Source organism: Porphyromonas sp. oral taxon 278 str. W7784, from assembly GCF_000467855.2.
Classification (GTDB): Bacteria; Bacteroidota; Bacteroidia; order Bacteroidales; family Porphyromonadaceae; genus Porphyromonas.
The window spans coordinates 43,627-66,533 of record NZ_KI259244.1 but is presented as its reverse complement, the minus strand read 5'-3'; the positions used below and the strand labels follow the sequence as shown (position 1 = coordinate 66,533).

The following is a 22,907-nucleotide window of genomic DNA, read 5'->3' as shown; positions in this document are numbered from 1 at the left end:
TGTGCCCGAAGGTCTTCCTACTTGTCAGCGACGAAACGACGCTCCTTGATACGAGCCTTCTTACCGGTGAGAGCACGGAGGTAGTAGAGCTTAGCGCGACGTACCTTACCATACTTTTCGACGGTGATCTTCTCGATGAAGGGGCTTTCGATGGAGAAGATACGCTCTACACCTACACCTTCAGAGATCTTGCGTACGGTGAAGCGCTTCTTGTCGCCGTGACCGCTGATGCGGATGACGACACCACGGTAGCGCTGGATACGTTCCTTGCCACCTTCGCTGATGCGGTAGTCAACGGTGATCGTGTCACCACTGCGGAAAGAAGGGTGCTCCTTGCCGGTAGCGAACGCTTCGTTGACGATCTTAATAAAGTCCATATTGTCCTTTAGCTTATTTGATTAGTACTACACTAAACGCAATGTAACAGGCCACACTCAATTAGATACTTCCTGACAGAGATTACGCAAAGCGTCGCAAAGGTACAAAATATTTATCATCTAGGGAGATAGCGTAGAAGATCCCCGTCCTCAGAGATGGAATTTATTCGGTCTAAAAACCGCCCTCCTTCCCTCCTCCTTTTTCGCCTCCCTTAGACCCCCTCAAAAGGGATCCACGGTAGGTCGTCTTAGCGACCTACCGTAGGTCGGTGAGACGACCCACAGTAGGTTTTAATGACGACCTACGGTAGGTCGTTTTTTGACCCTCCGCAAGTCCGCTGGTGGAGCGGGCTCTCGAGAGGGCCGGAGATGAGGGTGGAAGAGGCTCATGCCTTGCCCCTGGATTCAACGCTTTTGTGTATCTTTGATGAAAGGAGGAGTCCCAAGAGAGGCCCTCCGTCTCTACTAACGAAAGCATAGAAACGAATAAACAATGGCAGAACAGGAATCTCCACAGTTCAACATCGAGCTCCCCGAAGAAGTGGGACAGGGGCAGTACGCTAACCTCGCAGTCGTCCTACACTCGCAGAGCGAATTCATCCTTGACTTCGTCCGCCTGCTCCCTGGGCAGCAGTCGGCCCGTGTCCACAGCCGTCAGATCTTGACTCCCGACAATGCCAAGCGTCTGATACGTCTGCTCGAGCAACACCTGCAGGGCTTTGAGCACGAATACGGCAAGATTGAGCTCCCTGAAGACAGCGTCACCGAGGTCGGAGCCAACTAATATAAGTACTCTCACCCCCCAAGCTCATGCCGAGCTCGGGGGACGAAGCCTCTATCCTGACCGCCCGCTTTGTGAAGCTGGACAGTGGTCGGGATAGCTTCGTTAATACCTAGATAAGAACCAATGCGAAAGCCACTCTTCGTCGTAGATGTGTCGCTCCCTTACCTCGAGGGGCTTGTGGAGCAGGTAGCGGAGGTCGAGCGCCTCCCCAGCCGTGACTTCACCTCCGAGCGAGTGCGTGAGGCTGATGCGCTCCTGATACGAAGTGTCGTCCAGGCTGACCGTGCCCTCCTCGAGGGAAGCCGTGTGCGTGTGGTCGCTACCGCTACGGCAGGCTACGATCATATCGACGCTGACTACTGCGCCTCCCACGGGGTGGCTTGGTACAGCGCTCCGGGGTGCAATGCCGGGGGCGTCGTGCAGTACGTCCTCTCGGCACTAGCTAGTTGGTCGCTCGAGCGAGGTGTATCGCTTCAGGGGAAGACCATCGGGATCGTCGGCGTGGGACACGTGGGCAGTAAGCTCGCCGAGCGTGTCTCTGCTCTTGGCCTTCGCCCACTGCTCTGCGACCCGCCTCGTGCTGAGCGAGAGGGGAGCGAAGGCTTTGTCTCCCTCGAGGAGATCCAGCGCTCGAGCGACATCATCACCCTGCACGTCCCCCTGACGATGACAGGTGCCTACCCGACAGCAGGGATGGTAGATGAAGCCTTCCTCGAGGCGTGTGTACGCCGCCCCTTACTCATCAATGCCTGCCGAGGTCCAGTGTCGCCCAGTGCCCCTCTCCTTCGTGCCCTCAAGCGGGGACAGATCGCTGATCTCATCCTCGACTGCTGGGAGGGCGAACCCGAGATTCACCCCGACCTCCCCAAGCGTACCTTCATCGCTACGCCCCATGTAGCAGGGTGGACAGCCGACGGGAAGTGGCGGGGCTCCCAGATGGCTCTCGAGGCTGTGTGCCGAGAGCTAGAGCTACCGCTCCCCGAGGGTCTCTGGGATGAGTCCGTCCTCTACACCCCCGATCATCCGCTCATCGACCTATCGGCCTTCCCTGATGGGGAGCGCCTGCTGAGAGCTCAGCTCCATACCTGCAGCCTCACGGAGACGACCCGTAGGCTTCAGGCCGAACCCTCTGCCTTCGATGCCCTGCGTCGTGCCTATCGCTTCCCTCGTGAGGCTTCGGCCTTCACCGTCCGAGGTGCCCGTGCCGAGGAGCGAAAGCTACTTGAGCAACTGGGCTTCGTTTCCTTTAGTTAGTCCCTCCCACCGACTCGCTCCGTCTATGTCGCCACTACGCTCCCTCCATACCCTTTGCCTCCTCATCGTGGGCGGTCTACTACTGTCCTTCCCGCTCCGGATGCAGGCTCAGTACCGTCTCCCCTTGACCCCTCGCTCCGAGGAAGCCCCACTGCGCCCTGTCGACCGCTCCCAGGGGGCGAGACTCGCCGTATCTACGGCTACCACGCCCCTCTCAGTAGTGCCACCTACGGACGAAGAGCTTCGTGTGGCCGAGCTCTCTACTCGGGGACTTCGTGCCTATACCTTCGCAGTGGAGCGCCCCGTGACTAGGGCAACGGAGACCCTCGGCGAACTACTACAAGACCCGTCGGGCGACTATGTCTGGCGGGCTGAGATCAGGGCTCCTCGGGCCAGGAATATAGGCCTTCGACTGGGGAAGTATGCCCTACCTGAGGGAGGTGCGCTCTTCGTCAAAGCCAAGGGATCTACAGCACGTGGAGCCTTGACGAGCCAGAACAACAGCCCCGACAGCCTCCTGCAGATCGCCCCTATAGATGCCGAGGCTCTGATCCTCGAGTACGAGTATCCCCAAGGGACTATCCCCGAGGCTCTCGGCCTTCCCTTCCGTATAGAAGCAGTCTTCTACGGCTTCCGGGACTTCCGTGATGCTAGAGAGGCTGACTTCACCCAACCAGGAGAGCCCTTCTACAATCATCCCCGAGCCTCCCTGGCTTCTCTAGCCTGTGCTCCCAATGTACTAGCTTACCCAGAGGCTTGGCGACAGAGCCGTAGTACCCTCCTCCTTGTCGTCGGGGGTACGACCGCCAGCACAGGAGCCTTGATCAATAACGCTACCTCTGATGGTACGCCCTATGTACTGACCTCAGCACACTGCGTCAACAACCTCTTCCGCCTCATAGGTAACTATCCTGCTATCCGACGCAATGTAGCGACGACGGTCTTCTTCTTTGGTTTTCAGAGCCCCCTACAGCGAGGGAATATCCGAGCGACCGAAGAGCAGAGCCTGAGCGGAGCTACGCTCACGGCCTACAACGAGTCTACAGAGATGGCCCTGCTGCGTATCCAAGGCTTACCGAAGCAGAAGAACGGGCAACCCGGGCCCATCCCACCGTCCTACCAGCCCTATTTCGCTGGGTGGAATGCCGAAGCCTCTCCCGTAGGACCCTTCGTCGGGATCCATCACCCAGGGGGCTCGACCAAGCGGTATAACCAGACGGAGGATGCCCAGCTCAAGATCCACGACTACGAGCTCTCCTACCTCGATAACCAAGGTAGCACGCAGTTCATCTCCTGGAGGGATAAGCACTGGTTCGTCCCCCGCTGGGCCATCGGAGTCACTGCTCCTGGTTCGTCGGGATCACCGCTCTTCGACAAGGATGGCCTTATTATCGGTGCCTTGACGGGAGGCGCTTCTTCGTGCTCCACTCCCGAGAGTGATAGCTACTGGTCGGTCAATAGGGCTTGGTCGGTAGGAGGCGGTGATACGTCTTCCCTCAAGCCCTGGCTCGACCCTCGCAGTAGCGGTAAGAAGACCTGCCCAGGATACGATCCGCTTAGCCCGAAGCAGGTCGTGCGCTGGAGTGCGATCTACCCTGATCCCAATGCTTCGTCTATAGAGCCCGTCTATCCCAATCAGCACCACCAGCCCCAGGGAGGTATCGATGGTCTAGCGAACCAGCTTCACCTGCCGAAGCTCAGCGGGGTGAAGGTGCTCGGCGCCTATGTCGTCTTTAAGTCCAGTAGCAAGCTCTCAGCGGAGAAGCTCCCCCAGCTACGGGTCTCCCTACGTCCCTTCACCGAGGAGAAGATCTTCGGAGCGAAGGTGATGGAGTTCGAATCCACCTCCTTAGGCTCCTTCGCTCGCTACGATGAGGCAGGGAAGCTCACGACAGGGACACGAACGCTCCGGAGCGATACCATCGAGCTCTTCTTCCCTGCGCCTGACGGCTTACTACTGAGCCTAGAGCGAGGAGAGTACTTCCTCTCTTGCTCGACGAAGGATGGCGTAGAGATGCAGCTACCTCTGCTGGCCTACGACGGCCCTTCGAATAGGCTTCGTGGCTGGTCGGCATGGATACATCATCCCACCAGTGGCTGGATGCGAAGCACCCAAGTCCCCGGTGGTGCCTACTGGATCGACCTGCTGGTAGAGACCGACCGAGATATACGCCCCTTGACTCCCGACGGCAGTGCTTCTCCCAAGCTAAACGCCTATTATTATGCGGACTACATCAACGTAGAGGGGGAGGACCTCCGCTATAAGACGTGCCTCCTAGAGATCTTTGATCTGACGGGAAGGCTTCATCTACGACAGACCATTGCCCCTGGTGGGGGAAGGGCCTCCATTCCCGTGGCGCTTCTGCCCGAAGGGCTCTATATCGCCTCCGTTCGTCCCGAGGGTTCTTCCCTGAGACAAGGCTTCTCGCTGTACTTCTCACGGCGGTAGCTACACCCCTTTATCCCTATTATCTTCACAAGACTCAGATCATGCTTACTCCCTATAAGGACAGCGCAGAACCGAAGGTGGATCAGATCCGCCGCATGTTCAATCGCATCGCTCCTAAGTACGACCAGCTAAACAAGATCATCTCCCTGGGGCTCGACCGCTCCTGGCGTAGGACCGCCCTGCATATGCTCGCCCCTTATGCACCGAAGAAGGTGCTGGACGTAGCTACCGGCACGGGGGACTTAGCCCTAGAGATGATGAGGACGATCCCCTCGGTAGAGCAGATCGTCGGTATTGATATCTCCGAGGAGATGATGCGGGTCGGAGCGGAGAAGGTACGTCTGGCGGGACTCGACCAGCGCATTCGCTTCGAGCGCCAAGACTCTACGGCTACGACCTTCGCCGATGGCTCGTTTGATGCAGCGACCATTGCCTTTGGGATCCGCAACTTCTCTGATATCCCTGCTGCCGCACGAGAGCTACATCGTATCCTGCGTCCCTCGGGGGTCTTGGTCATCGCCGAGCTTACCGAGCCGACCAATAAGCTACTGCGCTTGGCTTACAAGCTCTACGCCGGCCACATCCTCCCACGTATCGGTAGTATCATCGCCAAGGACAAGGAAGCCTACACCTATCTCCCCGAGTCCATCGCTGTGATGCCCCAGCGGGAGAAGATGGTGGTGATACTGCAGGAAGCAGGCTTCACCGACGCCTTCTACCACAGCATCTTCCCCGGTACCTGTACGATCTATGTAGGGATCAATGCCGAGCCTATGCCTGAGCTCCCCAAGGAGAGCACCGAGGCTTAGCCGATCACCCTACGCCTAACATAACACGGGCCCTTACCTCGGCTGAGGTAAGGGCCCGTCGTGTATACTTGCTCCTCGGCGCTGTGGCTGTGAGCTTGCTGGCGCTTGTATTACTAGCCTAGAGGCGCTACTGCTACTAGGATGGAGGCACTATTGCTGCTAGGCAGGAGGCGCTAGTACTACCTCCTAGAGGGGAAGATAGACGACCTTCTTGGTCTTGAAGAACTCCTCGCTGAAGGTCGGGTATAGCTCGTGCACCTCGACGATACGCTTGTAGGGGCGGATCTCCGCCTGGAGCTCCCCTCCCTTGAGGCAGATGAGTCCGTTGGGCATACCATTGCGGTGCTCGTGGTGGACGAGCTTGCGCGTGAAGCCTACCAGTTCGTCTAAGCGCATGACGGCACGACTGACGACGAAGTCGAAGCGCTCCTGTATCTCTTCGCCACGAGCATGGAGTGTACGCACGTTTTCCAAGCCTAAAGCCTCAGCGATGGCGCCTGCTACCTTGACCTTCTTGCCGATGCTGTCGACCAGGAGGAACTGGCACTCGGGGAAGAGGATCGCCAGCGGAATGCCTGGGAAGCCCCCACCGGTGCCGAAGTCCAGGAGGCTCGTCCCCGGCTTGAAGCGAATCATCTGTGCGATCCCCAAGGAGTGAAGGATGTGGTGCTCATAGAGCGAGTCTATGTCCTTGCGGGAGATGACGTTGATCTGAGCGTTCCAGTACGGATATAGCTCTCCCAGCTTAGTGAAGCGATCCAGCTGCTCCTGAGTGAGACTGGGGAAGTACTTCGATATGAGGTCTACGGAGTCCATAGGGCTTACTGAGGTATGTAGTGATGGAGGATGGAGCCTGGGCGAAGTAGCTCCGTCAGGGCTTCGTACGGGATGAATATCTGGATGATCCCTACTGCGTAGGGAGCGATCTCATAAGGGTTGTAGCAGTAGGTGAGCCCTTTGGGTCCGATGGCGAAGTTGTCGTTGGGCGTCAGGTCGCTGAGGTAGATCCCCTCACTCTCCTCTAGCTCTTGGGCAGTCTGCTTACCGTAGGTCTTGAGGAGTTGGCTCTGGATGATCTTGGTGAGCTCGGGTATGTATCCGTCGACGAAGATATCCCCTTCGCTTAGTATTTCCTTGCCCTGTAGCCCGATATTGTAGTAGCCTAGGCCTAGCAGTCCGTGGATAGCACCGGCGGAATGGGTGTAGAGCTTCTTTTCGATGGCTAGTACAAGGCTATCGCTGTAGTGGATCTTATTCTGTAGGGATAGTGCACTCTTCATCTCCGCCAGCTCGCCAGACGTGAAGCTGAGGGAGTCTCCCCCGAAGAGATACTCTGACTTGACCTCCTCTACGTAGCGCTTCATAGCCTCGCTAGGTAGAAGGCGAGCATAGTCTTCGCCGAAGAAGGTCTTGCAGAAGAGTTGCTGGAGGGTAGTATCGGTCTTAGGATAGAGGAAGTGAATGGTGACGTCTACGGAGGACCCTGTCTTCGTCTGAGGGAAATCAAAGTATGTCTCAGAGATGTCAATAGAGTCCCATTGGGCGGGGCTGTTCCAGAGCGTCTGGAGGCTTGTCGAGTCAGCCGTCCCCTTCCCTCCAGTGGAGGTACAGCCGTAGCTCCCGAGGCAAAGGAAGAGGCCAAGGAATAGAAGGAGCGAGGCTAGAGAATAGATTTTCTTCATCACGTTTGCTTGAGGCAGACTAGGCGCTGAGCGTACTCCTACGGGGGAGGCGGTACTGGGGTGCCTAGTCCTGCAAAGATACATTTACTTGGCGTGATTCGGAGGTTGTACGAGTAAATCCCCCCTTGTCCTAGCCTCGTGGGAAGCCTCCTTCTTCTCTCGTAGAAGGCCCGCTTCTTCCTCCGTGTAAGCCTCTTGCTCCCGCTGTGTAAGGCTTGCTTCTTCCTCCAGCTAAGGTCGCTTGCTCCAGCTGTGGTAGCCTTCCTCCTTCCGAGCCCCTTCCCCTAGCGGAGGGCTACAAAAGACACTCCCCCGAGGAAGGTCTGACTAGCAGTCCTGGCCTCGGGGGAGCACCCATCTAACAACTTAACTAACAACAATCAACTTCGCACGTCGTGCTTAGCGGAAGATGAGCTTCCCATCCGCTACGTCGATGGTGATGACACTGGAGCGATCGACGGCTCCCGAGAGGATACTCTTGGAGAGTTCATTCAGTACCGTGTGCTGGATGACACGGCGGACAGGACGGGCGCCGAACTCGGGATCGTAGCCTGCTTCGCCTATCCACTCGACAGCCTCAGGCGTGTAGCTCAGTTCGATGCCATTCGTGGCAAGGAGTCGAGCAGTAGTATCGAGTTGCATGCGTACGATCTGGTCGATCTCTTCTCTCCTCAGGGGTGTGAAGACGATGGTCTCATCGATACGATTGAGGAACTCTGGTCGGATCGTCCGCTTCAGGAGGTCTAGTACCACCTCACGAGTTTCATCGATAGCACGCTGCTCTTCCCCTGCGGGGATCGAGGAGAGGCGCTCGCGTATCAGGTCGGAGCCCATATTGCTCGTCATGATGATGATGGTGTTCTTGAAGTTCACCACTCGCCCTTTATTGTCGGTCAGGCGACCATCGTCGAGTACCTGGAGGAGCACGTTGAAGACGTCGGGATGCGCCTTCTCTATCTCGTCGAAGAGAACGACGGAGTAAGGCTTGCGGCGTATAGCCTCCGTCAGCTGTCCACCCTCGTCATATCCTACGTATCCAGGAGGGGCGCCGATAAGACGTGTAGCGGAGAACTTCTCCTGATACTCACTCATATCTATACGGGTGAGCATAGTCTCGTCGTCGAAGAGGACCTCCGCCAGGGCCTTCGCCAGCTCCGTCTTCCCCACCCCGGTAGTACCGAGGAAGATGAAGGAGCCGATAGGTCGCTTCGGGTCTTGTAGCCCTGCTCGGCTTCGGCGCACGGCATCAGCGACGGCACGGATGGCTTGCTCCTGGCCGATGACTCGCTTATGCAGTTCTTCCTCGAGGTGAAGAAGCTTGTCACGCTCACTCTGGAGCATCTTGCCCACGGGGATACCCGTCCAGCGTGATACGATGTCGGCAATATCTTCGGCACCTACCTCTTCACGGATGAGCGCACTATCTCCCTGTGCTTCATTCAGCTCGGTCTGGATAGTAGCGATCTCAGCCTCCTTCTCCTTGAGCCGGCCATAACGGATCTCTGCTACTCGACCGTAGTCACCAGCGTGCTCGGCTTGCTCGGCCTCGAACTTCAGCTGTTCGACTTCTATCTTGCACTGCTGGATACGATTGATGAGCTCCTGCTCACGCATCCACTTAGCCTTGTCTCCTGCTTCCTCTTCCTTGAGGGTAGCGATCTCACGGTTAAGTTCCTCGAGTTTGGCTTCGTCGTTCTCCCGACGTATAGCTTCACGTTCGATCTCGAGCTGAGTAATCCGTCGTCCTATTTCATCTAGATCTTCAGGGAGGGAATCGATCTGCATCCTCAGCCGAGCTGCTGCTTCGTCCATCAGGTCAATAGCCTTGTCGGGGAGGAAGCGGTCGGTGATATAGCGGTCCGAGAGGCGAACGGCTGCGATGATCGCATCGTCCTTGATACGCACCTTGTGGTGGTTCTCATACTTCTCCTTCAGCCCACGGAGGATGGAGATGGAGCTAGCTTCGTCGGGTTCATCTACGAGTACCATCTGGAAGCGGCGCTCCAGGGCCTTATCCTTCTCGAAGTACTTCTGATACTCATCGAGCGTCGTCGCTCCTATGGCACGAAGTTCCCCACGAGCTAGGGCGGGTTTGAGGATATTAGCGGCATCCATTGCCCCGTCGCTCTTGCCTGCACCTACGAGGGTATGGATCTCGTCGATGAAGAGGATGATCTCCCCTTCGCTCTTCGTCACCTCGCCGACGACAGACTTGAGTCGTTCTTCGAATTCGCCCTTGTACTTGGCTCCTGCGATCAGTGCTCCCATGTCGAGGGAATAGACTTGCTTGCTACGGAGGTTCTCGGGCACGTCGCCTCGTACGATACGGTAGGCCAGGCCTTCGGCGATAGCGGTCTTACCGACCCCAGGCTCACCGATGAGGATGGGGTTGTTCTTCGTGCGTCGGGAGAGGATCTGCAGTACTCGGCGGATCTCTTCATCACGGCCGATGACAGGGTCAAGCTTCCCTTCACGGGCTCGCTGACACAGGTTGATCGCATACTTGCTAAGCGCATTGTACTGCTCCTCGGCGTGCTGTGAAGTGACTCGTCCGCCCTTGCGTAGCTCCTCGATGGCCTTACGTAGCTCGGCTACCTGGAGACCGAAGTCGCTCTTCAGAAGGCGTGCCATAGGATTGTCCACCTCGACGAGGGCGAGGAAGAGGTGCTCCAAGGCGACATACTCATCCTTCATCTCGGTAGCGAGGTCCTCGGCCTTGTCGAGGATCTTATTCGTCTCTTGGCTTAGGTAGGGGTCGCCACCGCTGACCTTGGGGAGGCTGGAGAGTTGCTTCTTCACGGCATCCTCCAGGCGGAGACGCTGGATGGCGAGCTTGGAGAGGAGGAAGTCGGTGAGACTATCCCCTAGAGAGAGGAGGCTCTCCAGCAGGTGGGCAGGCTCGATGGCCTGATTCCCGCCCTTACGAGCCAGCTCGACGGCGCTCTGCAGGGCTTCCTGGGATTTGATTGTATACTTATTGATGTTCATCTTCACTTGGTTTTCTTCGGTGAGCTCCGTTGCTCACACCTGAGGAGGAGCAAAGGGCGTGCCGTAGGGGTAACTATCTGACTTTTAGTCGTATGGCTACGACAATTTGTCCTAAGAAGAAGGGTCGATCCGACAGAATGTCGGTCGTCGCTGGGGGCGTATCTCCGAAGGTGCTGGCCTCCGAAGACTAGGGGTAAGCCGAGGGGATCGAGCTTAGCCCGCTTGTCGCTTGCCTTCGTTTGACCCCGAGGAGGTAGCAGTAGTGCCTCTCGGGAGGCGCTACTGGTACTTCGAAGGAGGCGCTACTGCTCCCTCTAGCGGTAGATCAAGGGGGAAGCTGTGGTGGTGCTGAAGGGGCGGGTAGGGTAGCGCTTTGCTCCGAGAAGAAGGAGCCCGAGGCGGGACACTGAAAAAGAAACACCCCTCGGGCAGGCATCGAAGCTCGCTCGAGGGGTGCGTATCTTGAGTGAAGGTCGTACTAGCTCTGGCGGGTTAGGACGAAGGTCTTCTTAGCATCCGTGGGATAGAAGACCATTGTGCCCTGCTCCATACTGAGCACGGCATCGGTAGCGATCTGACCGAGGATGAGTTCGGCCTCCGTACCCTGGATGATCGAACCATTGTCCGCTGAGAGCTGGGGGCGGTTGAAGTGGACGACGCCATTGCGGTAGGTGTAGCTCGAGGTGACCGACACCGAGTTACTACGCTTGTACTTCTTAGTTCCCCCGTTGTTGGATTCCTCTACGAGCTTGCCGAAGCCTACATCGAGGAGTACCTGCCCCTTGCGAAGGAAGGTCGCCCGTATGGCAATGGTCGTGCTGGAGTTACCACCACGGTAGTTGAGATCGGAGAGCCCCCAGACAGTGCCTGTGAGGAGGTCTTTTGAGTCCTTGGGCTCAGAGGAGCACGAGCTGAGGCCTAGCCCAAGGAAGAGGAGTAGCAGGAGCGCTGCAAAATGCTTCATGAGGATGATTCTATTACGTATGAATATGGAGTGCAAAGATAAGGCAAAGAGCGGGGTTCGCACCGTGCCTACCCTACTAACGCTCCCGAGGGAGCTCCTTGCATGATTGGGTAGGGGCAGGCGAAGTGTTAAAATACCGCTTCCTCCGCTCTAGAAGCCTAGTCTCAAGGGAAAATAGGTTAACTTTGCTTTACCTAAATGATGCTAATTCGCTAATAAGAATAGGTTTGATTATGAAACTAAAGTACACGCTGCTTGCCTTAGTCGGGATCGGCTCTCTCTCGGCTAATGCTCAGACGGCGCAATCGATGGCCTCAGAGGCGCCTGCTCACCGAGTGGCTCTCACCAACAAGCCAGGTGCCAACTACTTCCTCTCGCTCTCTGGAGGGGTGGGGGCTATGTTCCTCGAGGGGAACAATAAGCCCGCCCTCCTGGATCGTCTCTCATGGACGGCGGCCCTTTCGCTAGGGAAGTGGCACAATCCCTACTACGCTAATCGCCTGAAGCTGGTCGGGGGTGAGACCTACACCTACCACAACCTCAGCGGTCTGCGTAACGATAACTACTTCGTCGGCGGACACCTGGACTTCATGCTGGATGTAGTGAACTACTTCGCTCCCTACAACCCTAGCCGTGTCTTCCACCTGATCCCGTACGTCGGGGTGGGGTACGAGCATAAGTTCGGGCACACCGACAAGGCTCTGCGTGGCACGCACTCCGTGACGGCTAATGGCGGGCTACAGCTCTCCCTGCACGTCGCTCCCCGTGTCAATATCTTCGCCGAAGCCGAAGTGACCTACAGCGGGCTCAACCTCCGCTACCACTACGCTCCTGCTTACTCCAACGCTCTGCGTCTATCGGCTCTGGCAGGTCTTTCCTTCAACATCGGCCGTCAGGGCTTCGCTGCTGTCGAACCCCTAGATCAGGAGTATCTCGATGGCCTGCAGGCTCAGATCAACGCCCTACGCGCTGAGAATGCCGAGCTCTCGAAGCGCCCAGTGAACTGCCCCGATGTAGAGGCTTCCGCCCCTCTCGTCACCGAGAATCGCTTCGTGGCAGATAAGTCGATCCTCTTCGCCCAGGGCAAGGCTTCCGTCAGCAAGGATCAGCTCATCACCGTCTTCGACGCAGCAGAGTTCGCTAAGGAAGCTTCCCAAGGGCTCGTCGTCACCGGCTACGCTGCTAAGAACGAAAGCCGATACAAGGCGCTCGCCGAGCAGCGTGCTAAGGCCGTGGCTACCCTTCTCACCGAGAAGTATGGCGTCTCACCAGACAAGATCACCGTCGAGTGGAAGGAGGCAGACGATGCCCCCTACGGTGCCGCTCAGCAGGGCTGGAACCGCGTCGTGATCATCCGCTCTAAGTAATCCCCTAATCACGTGTCAAGAGATCAATAATGAAGACGAGAATAATGACGCTCGCACTAGCAGCCCTAGCGGCTACGAGTGCTCTGCAGGCTCAGGACGTAGCTCAGACGCCTGCATACAAGACGGCCTTTGTCAAGGATGGTAAGGCTCATTGGTTCCTAGAAGTAGGGGACGCTGCCCTTATTAGTCTGGCAGCCAACAACAGGGATGTACACTTCACTGACCGAGTGAGCCTGCTCAACCCCAGCCTCGCTCTCGGTCGCTGGTCTACACCGTCCTTCGGGATGCGTCTACAGCTCCAGGGCGGTAAGTTCTTCGACTATGCTCGCCCCCAGGGAGCCTTTGCAGCTCTTCCCTCTGTCGGTGGGCTCCTCCGTCATGAGATCACTTATGGCTTCGCCCAGTATGACTTCCTCTTCGATGTGGTGAACTTCTTCACCCCCTATCGGGAGAACCGTCTCTTCCACCTCATTCCCTTCGTGGGCGTCGGTCTAGGCTACAAGCATCAGACGGCCTCGGCAGACGTGAAGGACCAGGAGCACGCCTACAGTCCTCTGGTCGACGCAGGTCTACAGCTGAAGTTCCGTCTCACCCGCTGTGTGGACTTCAACCTCGAGGGTAAGGTCACCGCTTCAGACCTGAATCTCCCTTCGCAGACCGACCACATCAAGGCTGGTACCGACTTCATCGCTCAGGCAGGAGCATCACTGACCTTCCACCTCGGGCAGAAGGCCTTCGAGCCCATCACCCCCAATGATCCCCAGCTCATAGCTAGCCTCAATGACGAGATCAATGCCCTACGTGCGGAGAATGCCGAGCTCGCTAAGCGCCCCGTCAATTGCCCCGATGTAGAGATCCCCGTACCTATGACGAAGATCGTAGGCAATGTCATCTACTTCCGTATCAATAGCGCCGTTATTGACAAGAACCAGGTGATAAATGTCTACAACATCGCAGAGTACGCTAAGAGCAATACCGAGACCATCACGCTCGTCGGCTACGCAGACCGCCAGACAGGTAACCCTGCCTATAACCTCGCCCTCTCCAAGCGCCGTGCTGAAGCCGTCGCAGATATGCTTATCAAGAAGTATGGCATCTCTAGCGACCGGATCAAGATAGACTGGAAGGGTGACACGGTGCAGCCCTATGCAGAGAATGTATGGAACCGTATCGTCCTGATGAGCGCAGAGTAATTGCCTCCTCAGCGAGACCCCTTAAAAAGGTAAAGCCCCGGCCTGCTGGCCGGGGCTTTACTGCTCATATACCCTCCCTCACGGAGGCGGTAGTGCCTGTCCTATAGTAGTGGTGTCGCTCCTCCTGAAGCGCTACTGTTGCTTCATCGGAGGCGCTACTGTTACTTCATCAGAGGCAGTACTGTTGCTTCAGCTGGGGCGGTGCTGTCGCCTCTGTCTTAGTTCAGGGAGTGCCTGCTTGATTGAGGCTGTTTCGCTTGCCCCCTAGAGGCGGTGGCGCTTCCCTCGCGGGGAGCGGGCTCTCGCCGAAGAAGCACCAGGGGCGTGATCGGGATACTTCCTAGATCCGTATCTTTGTACAAATATTAGAACTCACACGATGGCAGAAATCCCCGTAGCTCCCCAGTACAAGCTGGGCCTTGCCCTCAGTGGCGGTAGCATCAAAGGCTTCGCACACCTAGGCGTCCTGAAGTACCTAGACGAGGTAGGGCTCTCCCCCGATATCATCGCCGGCACCAGTGCAGGCTCGATCATGGGAGCCTTCTACGCCTCGGGCTACGCTCCCGACGAAATCTTTGAGATCTTCTCGAATACAGGCTTCATGCAGATGACGCGCCTGACGACGAGCGGTGGAGGTCTCTTTAGTACGACGAACTTCTTTCGCCTGCTGAAGAATAACCTGCGCTACCGCCGCCTCGAGGATCTTCCCCTGCCTATGCGTATCGTAGCTACAGACCTAAGTGCCGGCGAGCAGCACGTCTTCACCGAGGGGCCACTCGCTAGGATCATCCTGGCGTCAAGCAGTGTGCCTATCCTCTTTTGCCCTGTGGAAATCGGGGGAAGAGACTATGTCGACGGAGGGCTGTTTCGCAACTTCCCTGTGACGGTGATCCGAGAGGACTGCCAGAGAGTCATCGGTATGAACCTCGGCCCGGTACAAAGCGAAGAGATCCCTAAGACTATTAGAGCTATCGCCTCACGATCATGGGAACTGGTATTCCGGCAGAATACCGCCCCCGACCGAGAAGCCTGCGACTTCCTCCTGGAGACCACAGAGGTAACCAAGTATGGTATGTTCGAAGTCAGTGCGGCGTCGACACTGATGCAGGTAGGCTATGAGCTCGCTCGCCGTGAACTCACCCCCCTTATTGCTCCTATCCACTGATCCCTCTATGTCCAAGAAACTCATCATCTACTCCGTCCTCACACGTCTATGGGGCAATCCCTCCACGAAGCGAGTCCCCCACGGTACCCTCACTGAGAACGGCGCAGGGAAGCTCTCAGCGTTCACACCTGAGGCGCTCCAGTATATCCGCTCTCTAGGCGCTACGCACGTCTGGTTCATCGGCCTGCTGGAGCATGCTACCAAGACCGACTACAGCGCCTATGGCATCAGCCCGGATCATCCCGACACGGTGAAGGGGCAAGCAGGATCGCCTTACGCTGTGAAAGACTACTACGACATCGATCCTGACTTGGCGGACGATCCACTGAGAAGGCAAGAGGAGCTAGACGCTCTTATCCACCGAACACACGAGGCAGGTCTCCAGGTGATAATGGACTTTATCCCCAACCATGTGGCTCGCTCCTACCATTCCGACGCTTGTCCTAAGGGGACGGTAGATCTAGGGGCGACGGATGACTCGAGCCAAGCCTTCTCCCCAAGGAACAACTTCTATTACCTCCCCGACTCAACACTTATCCTACCCTTATCCACTAGTTCTTCCCCATACGAGGAGCACCCAGCACGTGCCACGGGGAATGACTGCTTCTCCCCTCGCCCCACCATTTGCGACTGGTACGAGACAGTGAAGCTAAACTATGGGGTGGACTACTGTGGCGACGGAGGTCTTCACGCTGATCCCCTGCCCGACACATGGGTGAAGATGCGGGACATCCTCCTCTACTGGGCCGGCCGAGGTATCGATGGTTTCCGCTGTGACATGACAGAGCTCGTCCCGCCGGAGTTCTGGGCGTGGGCCATCCCCGAGATCAAGGCTCACTATCCGGAGGTATGCTTTCTGGCGGAGATCTATCAGCCTCACCGCTATGCAGGGTATTTGCAGGCGGGCTTCGATTACCTCTACGATAAGGTCGGGGTATACGATTACCTAGTAGCTCTGGGGAAGGGACAGGCCAGCGCCACAGCCTTCACCAGTGTCCGTGATGCCGTGGGAGCACTGCAGCCTCAGATGTGCTACTTCATGGAGAACCATGACGAGCAGCGTCTTGCCTCCGAGCAGGTATTCTCGTCGCCTCGCTTGGGTTTCCTTGCCTCAGCCGTCTCCGCCCTCAGTGGTACCAACCCCTTCCTACTATATTTCGGACAAGAGCTTGGCGAGCAGGGAATGGATGAAGAAGGCTTTAGCGGTAGGGACGGACGTACCTCGATCTTTGACTACTGGAGCCTAGACAAGCTCCAGCGCCTCGAGGGTGGTGCTTACACCGGGGAAGGCCTGACGCCTGAGGAGCAGCGCCTCCTCAGCGACTATCGTACCCTCGGTGCTCTCTCGTCGGAAGCAGAGATAGCCACAGGAGGCTACTACGGCTTGCCCTCCTCGGGTGTGGATAAGGCAAGTGTCATTGCCTTCGTACGCTACTCGTCGGAGAAGCTCTACTTGATCCTTGCGAACTTCTCCGAGCATCCTGCCGAGGCGCTTCTACCGCTGTCGGAGGACTTCTTCCAGGCGATCCCCTGGCCTCAGGGTACGGCCTTCGGCGCCGTGGATAAACTGACGGGGGAAGTGGATTACTTAGCGCTCACCCCTTGGGCGCCCCTCAGTTTCTCCCTCGAGGGACACGGACTTCGTCTGCTGGAGCTGACCCCGCTCCCCGAAGCACTTTTCCGTTAAGCTACCCCTCTATATATATGGTATAAGGGCACGAGCCCTCGAAGGAACTAGCCTTCGGGGGCTCGTGTCGTTTCGGGTATCCGAGAGCTGGGGCTCTGGAGGTGGGGGCGGTGCTTCCCGTTGCCGGGGAGCGAGGGTTAAGCTCCTACGTGCCCACCGCCTTCGCTACCACTCTGCCCGCCTCCTCCCTTGGGCTTCTTAGGCTTAGCGGAAGAGGCTTTCTCGGGGTGAACGATCTCCAGGGCTACGCTTCGTGCCGCCAGACGCATAGGGCGCTTGGCGTAGAAGCGCACGTGGGGACGGCGGATCGTCTCTGGTGTCACCTCCTTGGCGGTGAGCATGCGCTTGCCAGTGGCGGCGATCTTGAAAGTCCCTAGTTCGCCTAAGTCCACAGAGCGCCCTTGCGAGAGTTCTTCCTGGACGATGGCGCTCAGGGCGATGATCGCAGCTCGCACGTCGGCACGGGTCAGTGACGTCATGCGTTCGATGCGATACTCTAGAGCGGTAGTGGTCAGACAGTGGTGTGTCGTCTGATGGGCGAAGTACATAGTCGTACCCTTGCGTTTGCCGATCTTCATCTCGGCTTTTTTGATTTCAAATTGTAGCATGGTGCTTCGTTTGAATAAAGAGTGAATAAACTGTTCGGTGTCTCCCTCGAGGCTTAGTACCCTTCGTTTGACAGGAGCAAAGGTAGAGGTAGGGCAAGCGGGCCGAGACCCTAATCGTACCATTTCTGCCCTTATCGGGTCACAAGGGCTCTTACTGGTCCTTAACTAAGGGTACTTCTATCGTCTACTCCATATTAATATAGGCGAGGGAGAAGGAACTCCAGTGGAGCACCTTCCTCACGAAGACGAAACCCTCAGCGTCAATTCTTATTCAATTCTTCTTTTGCTAAAACTCAATTCTTTATATTTTAACTAGTATTGATATTCAGTTGTTTAGTGCCTAAAGTTTCAATTGTTTCATCAGGTGTGGTAAAATCTTTACCTTTGTTTCGCTTCAAATAGCGACTAAGACAATGGCACAGTTTACACATTATGACCTCAGGCTCATCACTCCTTCCTTTGACTCTAGGATCGTCCCGTTGATCTTAGCCTTAGAAGAGCTGAGGAAGAAGCGTGTCGAGCTGACGACGCACCCCGAGCTCTTCCAGGGAATGAAGCGCCTCTTCCACATCGTCGAAAGTGGGGGATCTGTCAAAATAGAAGGCAATCATACAACGCTTGTTGACTACGTGGAATCCCAGCGAGGCCTCCCTGTTGATGTCTCCTCCTCAAGCTTACAAGAGATCAATAATATTGAGCAAGCCTTACGCTTTATAGAGGAGACGATCCTCGAATGTCCTCTCAACAAGGGCTACCTCCTCGAGCTTCATCGTCGGGTGGTGGAAGGCTTGCCCACGGGCCCCAGGGAGGGTGGTGATCGCACGCCGGGATCCTTTAGAACTGGACAGGCGCAGATCACTCAGTCCGATCACCTCCCCCCTGATGCTCTGGCGGTGGAAGGCTATATGGATGAACTGCTGGAGTTTGTGCAACGGGAGGATGCCCCCCAGTATGCCCTGATCAAGATCGCCCTAGCACATCATCGCTTTGTGTGGATACACCCCTTCCACAACGGCAATGGTCGTACGGTGCGACTCTTCACGTATGCGCTTCTGATGAAGTACGGCTTCCGTGTAGCCACGGCCGAGCGTATCCTCAATCCCACAGCCGTTTTTTGCAATGATCGACAGCGCTACTACGACACGCTCATGGAGGCAGATAAGGGGACGGACGAAGGCTTGGAAAGCTGGTGCCTCTACGTGCTCGAAGGGCTCCAAGAAGAGATCAAGAAGGTTGACAAGCTTGCTGATCACCGCTACCTAGCCTCTACGATCCTGCGCCCTGCGGTAGAGTCGGCACTGAAGCAGAAGGACCTCTCTGTCGACGAAGCTCGTATCCTCATGCGTGCGATCGAGCTACAGGTGATACAGAATCGGGATCTCAAGGAGCTCTTCCCGAGCCTCTCCGACTCCGCTATCTCAAAGAAGATACGTGCCCTGCTGGAGGGGAAGTTCCTCGTCATGGCTCCCGACAGCAAGCGTAAGTACATCCTTCGCCTAACGCAGAATGCGCTGACTGCCCACATCATGAAGATGCTCTCGCGCGAGGGCTTCCTGGGCAATCTGGAGTAGCGCTTCGATCGCCTCGCACAGCTTAGCCTACCCTACGTTTAGTGGGGTAGGCTAACTTTTTTCTACTAGAGTAGACCAAGTTCGTCCCATAGCACCGATTCAATTCTTTTTCTGCTGAAATTCAATTGTTCTTGTTTATGCTAGTGTTGTTGTTCAGATAATTAATGGTTATTAGCTCAATTCTTACTAAATGGGCAGTCAAATCTTTTCCACTTTTCTGTCACTTCTCCTGCCCCGCTTTCGGCGCCTTGCTTAGCGCTCAAGTGGGACGCCTCCCCCTAACTAGTAGGAGCAGTAGCGCCTCTCGGGAAGCACCAGTAGTGCCACCGAGGAGGCGCTACTGGTACCTCTTCGGGAGTGCTAAGCGTGCTGGGTGTGGGGGAGTGCGGGCGCTAGGGTGGAAAATGCCCCGTGGGGAATAGTTATCTTTGCTAGGCGCTAGGCCACACTCGCTTCCCCCGCCGAAGGGGACGAAGCGAGTGTGGCGCCCATCTGTCTATTTTATCTTAGTTTTGCAGAGCCAGCTGTAGACGCTGCTCCAGTATCCAGCGTTCGCAGTCATCTTACCACCCTAAACTAACCCCGACTTATGAAGAGAACAATCAGTCTAACAGCGGCACTCTCGGCAGCGGTCCTATTCCTGCTCCCCAGTTGCCTCGGTAAGGGAAAAAACACGCCACTTAACCCACAGATTCCCCCCATCTCTACCCTCACGGGCAAGGTAGAGAAGCGTATCACCACCCGCCTGGATGCCAACCTCAAGGAGGAGAGTCGCATCGAGGAAACCTTCCGCAAGAGCGGGGGGCTCCTCTCCAAGCTTACCTATACTAAGGCCTCCGACGGGACACTGAAGGTCACCGACAGGCTGACCAATACCTACGATGAGCAAGGCAATAGACTCATCCAGGAGCATGAAGTGACGAAGGAGGGTGGGCAGACCGAGCGCACCCGTCTGAAGTACACTTATCGTGCCTTCTCCCCTTCAGTGAGCTATGTGAGCCGTATCGACGAGTACGACACTCAGGATCGCCTCGTCAAGAGCACAGCGTACGAACTAGAGGGTAGTCGCCTGCAGCGAGAGATCGAGACGACCTACTCCTACGAAGGTGGGGCACAGAAGCCTAAGGTCGTCCTCAGGACGAGCTACGACTTCATCAGTGCCGTCATCGTGGGCCGCACCTTCCAGCTCGTACCTAATCCGAAGAACCCTCAGCAGGAGATCGCCCTCTGGCACAAGCAGGCTACCTTCCGCACCGACTACTATGGGCGTAAGGTCTATGAAGAGGTGCTCTCCTACGACACGACCCAGCCTGCCGGTCAGCAGGATCTGAAGAAGCCCCTCGGGGCGCTCGTCTCTACATGGCGCTATGGCGCTATGGGTGATGTCGCCGTAGAGCTTAGGGAGACGCATGGCCGGCGCTCTCAGGAGGAGCTAGACAAGGACCCTCAGCACAAGCTCACTTACCTCAAGCTCGTCGACCGCTACTTCTACGAGGGGAAGTACTCCCGTCCCAATAACGAAGGCTTCCCCACACAGCTTGATGTCACCATCGAGCAAGGCGTAGCGAAGGTCAAGACGACCTATAGCTGCTCCATCTCCTACACCTACTTCAAGTAGATCCCTCCCTCCTCATTATCCATCCAGCATCCCCAGTATCAGACGTGCGTATAGACCTCCTCACCGTAGTCCCCGAGCTCCTCGATAGTCCCCTCAAGCACTCTATAGTAGGCCGAGCCCAGGAGCAAGGCTTCCTCGAGCTTCATGTCCATAATATCCGTGACTACTCGACGAACAAATGGCGTCGTGTCGACGACTATCCTTTCGGCGGAGAAGCAGGGATGATCCTCCAGATCGAGCCCATAGACAGAGCTATCTCAGACCTGAAGAGTCAGCGCCACTACGATGAGGTGATCTATACCTCGCCCGATGGGGAGACCTTCGACCAAGGCATAGCCAATCAGATGAGCCTGCAGGAGAACCTCATCATCCTCTGCGGGCACTACAAGGGGATAGACCACCGCATACGAGAGCACTTGATCACTCGGGAGATCTCTATCGGCGACTATGTCCTCACTGGCGGAGAGCTACCGGCAGCGATCATGGTCGACGCCGTGGTACGCCTCCTCCCCGGCGTCATAGGTGACGCGGAGAGTGCCCTGTCGGATACCTTCCAGGACGACCTCCTCGCCCCGCCTATCTACACGCGTCCCGCCGAGTACAAAGGCTGGCGGGTACCGGACATCCTCCTCAGTGGCCACGCCGCACGTATCGAGGCTTGGAAGATGGACTGCGCACTGGAGCGAACCAAGCGTTTGCGTCCTGATCTCTATGCCAAGCACGTAGGCCGAGGGAAATAGCTAAATAATGCCTAAATTTGCCTTAGGATAGGTCTTAGGAGCTAGCGAGCAGTGCGCCCTCGTGCGCCCGAGCCTTAGCGCCCTCCTCCTTCCTCACCTAGCGCTAACTAATAGCACACACTATAGACATAGAGAATTATGGCTTTGAAGTTTATCACAGCCGACGAAGCTGCTGCCCTGGTGCAGCACGGCGACAATGTTGGCTTTAGCGGTTTTACCCCCGCAGGTTGTCCTAAGGTAGTCCCAGGGGCTATCGCTAAGCGTGCCGAAGCTGAGCACGCTGCTGGTCGTCCCTTCAAGATAGGGATGTTCACAGGAGCGAGCACGGGGGATCGTCTCGATGGCGCCCTTGCTCGTGCTGAGGCAGTGAAGTTCCGCACGCCCTACCAGTCCAATAAGGACATGCGTACAGGGATCAATGCTGGGACCAACCCTTACTTCGATATGCATCTATCGATGCTGGCTCAGGAACTCCGTTATGGTTTCCTCGGAAAGATCGATGTAGCGATAGTCGAAGCCGCTGATGTCACCGAGGATGGTCAGATCGTACCTACCTCGGGTGTAGGTATCCTTCCCACTATCTGCCGCCTTGCCGACAAGATTATCGTCGAGCTCAATGATAAGCACCCCAAGGAGATCCGCGGTATGCATGACCTGGCCGAGCCACTAGACCCGCCTCACCGCCGGGACATGCCTGTCTACTCTCCTAGCGACCGTGTCGGTCAGCCCTTCATCCAAGTAGATCCTAAGAAGATCGTAGGGGTGGTCCACACCAGCGAGCCCAATGATGAAGGGGCCTTCGCTCCCCTAGATGATGTGACGAAGGCCATCGGGGACAACGTAGCTAAGTTCCTCGTCGCCGAGATGGAGGCAGGACGCCTACCTAAGGAGTTCCTCCCTCTGCAGAGCGGTGTGGGCAACGTCGCTAACGCCGTCCTGGGAGCACTCGGAGACAACAAGCAGATCCCTGCTTTCGAGATCTACACAGAAGTGATCCAGGATGCGGTGATTGAGTTGATGAAGAAGGGTCGTGTCAAGTTCGCCAGTGGCTGCTCGCTGTCGGTGACTCGCCCCGTGATCCAGGATATCTACGGTAACCTTGACTTCTTTAAGGACAAGCTATTGCTACGCCCACAGGAGTACTCTAATAACCCTGAGATCGTCCGTCGTCTCGGTGTCATCACCATCAACACGGCACTAGAAGCGGACATCTTCGGCAACATCAACTCCACCCACGTCAACGGTACCCGCATGATGAACGGGATAGGGGGCTCGGGAGACTTCGCCCGTAATGGCTACCTCTCCATCTTCACTACTCCCTCCACGGCGAAGGACGGTAAGATCTCGGCCTTTGTCCCTATGGTCTCCCACCTCGATCACAGTGAGCACTCGGTGAAGATCATTATTACTGAGTATGGCATCGCAGACTTGAGAGGCAAGAGTCCTCGCCAGCGTGCCGAGGAGATCATAGAGAAGTGTGTCCACCCCGACTACAAGCAGCTCCTCCGTGATTATCTCGAGCTTGGTGTCAAGGGACAGACCCCACAGAATCTAGACGCTTGCTTCGCCTTCCACCGTGAGATCGCTACTTCTGGCGACATGCGGAATGTAGACTGGTCGAAGTACAAGAAGGACTAAGGCCTCGCTCCCC

At 56.6% G+C, this 22,907-nt stretch carries 18 protein-coding genes; 12 read left to right on the top strand and 6 right to left on the bottom strand.

The genetic code is table 11. The features are described from left to right. Positions 1-17 precede the first annotated feature (17 nt). Positions 18-377: a 50S ribosomal protein L19 gene (gene rplS, locus HMPREF1556_RS06075; RefSeq protein WP_021667482.1), complete on the bottom strand. Its 360-nt coding sequence runs from the start codon at positions 375-377 to the stop codon at positions 18-20. A 493-nt stretch (positions 378-870) separates the two neighbouring features. Between rplS and HMPREF1556_RS06070 the strand changes: the two genes are divergently transcribed. From HMPREF1556_RS06070 to ubiE, 4 genes are all read left to right on the top strand, one after another. Continuing rightward, positions 871-1,161: a DUF3467 domain-containing protein gene (locus HMPREF1556_RS06070; protein WP_021667480.1), complete on the top strand. Its 291-nt coding sequence runs from the start codon at positions 871-873 to the stop codon at positions 1,159-1,161. 123 nt (positions 1,162-1,284) lie between these two features. Further along, entirely contained in the window at positions 1,285-2,415 is a 1,131-nt protein-coding gene (locus tag HMPREF1556_RS06065) for an NAD(P)-dependent oxidoreductase (RefSeq protein WP_021667479.1), read from the top strand. A gap of 25 nt (positions 2,416-2,440) precedes the next feature. Then, positions 2,441-4,864: a serine protease gene (locus HMPREF1556_RS06060; protein WP_021667478.1), complete on the top strand. Its 2,424-nt coding sequence runs from the start codon at positions 2,441-2,443 to the stop codon at positions 4,862-4,864. 41 nt (positions 4,865-4,905) lie between these two features. After that, entirely contained in the window at positions 4,906-5,673 is a 768-nt protein-coding gene (gene ubiE / locus HMPREF1556_RS06055) for a bifunctional demethylmenaquinone methyltransferase/2-methoxy-6-polyprenyl-1,4-benzoquinol methylase UbiE (RefSeq protein WP_021667477.1), read from the top strand. Between the two features lie 186 nt (positions 5,674-5,859). Here the strand turns inward: ubiE and rsmG are convergent, their stop codons facing one another. The 4 genes from rsmG to HMPREF1556_RS06035 all read right to left on the bottom strand — a co-directional run bounded on the left by rsmG (position 5,860) and on the right by HMPREF1556_RS06035 (position 11,307). Then, a complete protein-coding gene (gene rsmG, locus HMPREF1556_RS06050) occupies positions 5,860-6,489 on the bottom strand; it encodes a 16S rRNA (guanine(527)-N(7))-methyltransferase RsmG (RefSeq protein ID WP_021667476.1) in 630 nt (209 codons plus the stop codon). Between the two features lie 5 nt (positions 6,490-6,494). Then, a complete protein-coding gene (locus tag HMPREF1556_RS06045) occupies positions 6,495-7,355 on the bottom strand; it encodes an RsiV family protein (protein ID WP_021667475.1) in 861 nt (286 codons plus the stop codon). 399 nt (positions 7,356-7,754) lie between these two features. After that, on the bottom strand, positions 7,755-10,343 hold the full coding sequence (gene clpB, locus HMPREF1556_RS06040) for an ATP-dependent chaperone ClpB (RefSeq protein ID WP_021667473.1): 2,589 nt from the start codon (positions 10,341-10,343) through the stop codon (positions 7,755-7,757). A 478-nt stretch (positions 10,344-10,821) separates the two neighbouring features. After that, positions 10,822-11,307, bottom strand: coding sequence for a hypothetical protein (locus HMPREF1556_RS06035; RefSeq protein WP_021667470.1), 486 nt, complete (start codon positions 11,305-11,307; stop codon positions 10,822-10,824). 233 nt (positions 11,308-11,540) lie between these two features. Here HMPREF1556_RS06035 and HMPREF1556_RS06030 point away from each other — a divergent pair, with 233 nt between their 5' ends. From HMPREF1556_RS06030 to HMPREF1556_RS06015, 4 genes are all read left to right on the top strand, one after another. Continuing rightward, positions 11,541-12,674, top strand: coding sequence for an OmpA family protein (locus HMPREF1556_RS06030; RefSeq protein ID WP_021667469.1), 1,134 nt, complete (start codon positions 11,541-11,543; stop codon positions 12,672-12,674). A 29-nt stretch (positions 12,675-12,703) separates the two neighbouring features. Beyond that, positions 12,704-13,867, top strand: coding sequence for an OmpA family protein (locus tag HMPREF1556_RS06025; RefSeq protein ID WP_021667468.1), 1,164 nt, complete (start codon positions 12,704-12,706; stop codon positions 13,865-13,867). A 379-nt stretch (positions 13,868-14,246) separates the two neighbouring features. After that, positions 14,247-15,032 (top strand): patatin-like phospholipase family protein, encoded by a 786-nt coding sequence (locus tag HMPREF1556_RS06020; protein WP_021667466.1) that lies wholly within the window; start codon positions 14,247-14,249, stop codon positions 15,030-15,032. A gap of 7 nt (positions 15,033-15,039) precedes the next feature. Further along, positions 15,040-16,719, top strand: a complete 1,680-nt coding sequence (locus tag HMPREF1556_RS06015) for an alpha-amylase family protein (protein WP_021667465.1) — start codon at positions 15,040-15,042, stop codon at positions 16,717-16,719. Positions 16,720-16,856: 137 nt separating this feature from the next. On the opposite strand, the gene HMPREF1556_RS06010 is transcribed toward HMPREF1556_RS06015, so the two are convergent. Continuing rightward, positions 16,857-17,327 carry an HU family DNA-binding protein gene (locus tag HMPREF1556_RS06010; protein WP_021667464.1) on the bottom strand — a complete coding sequence of 157 codons (471 nt, stop codon included), beginning with the start codon at positions 17,325-17,327 and terminating at the stop codon, positions 16,857-16,859. 413 nt (positions 17,328-17,740) lie between these two features. Here HMPREF1556_RS06010 and HMPREF1556_RS06005 point away from each other — a divergent pair, with 413 nt between their 5' ends. The 4 genes from HMPREF1556_RS06005 to HMPREF1556_RS05990 all read left to right on the top strand — a co-directional run bounded on the left by HMPREF1556_RS06005 (position 17,741) and on the right by HMPREF1556_RS05990 (position 22,894). Then, entirely contained in the window at positions 17,741-18,898 is a 1,158-nt protein-coding gene (locus HMPREF1556_RS06005; protein WP_021667463.1) for a Fic family protein, read from the top strand. 589 nt (positions 18,899-19,487) lie between these two features. Further along, positions 19,488-20,516: a hypothetical protein gene (locus tag HMPREF1556_RS06000; RefSeq protein WP_021667462.1), complete on the top strand. Its 1,029-nt coding sequence runs from the start codon at positions 19,488-19,490 to the stop codon at positions 20,514-20,516. A 44-nt stretch (positions 20,517-20,560) separates the two neighbouring features. Beyond that, the gene (trmD, locus tag HMPREF1556_RS05995) at positions 20,561-21,256 is read left to right on the top strand and encodes a tRNA (guanosine(37)-N1)-methyltransferase TrmD (RefSeq protein WP_044125325.1); all 696 of its coding nucleotides are present in this window, start codon (positions 20,561-20,563) and stop codon (positions 21,254-21,256) included. A 138-nt stretch (positions 21,257-21,394) separates the two neighbouring features. Next, a complete protein-coding gene (locus HMPREF1556_RS05990) occupies positions 21,395-22,894 on the top strand; it encodes an acetyl-CoA hydrolase/transferase family protein (RefSeq protein WP_021667460.1) in 1,500 nt (499 codons plus the stop codon). Positions 22,895-22,907 lie beyond the last annotated feature (13 nt).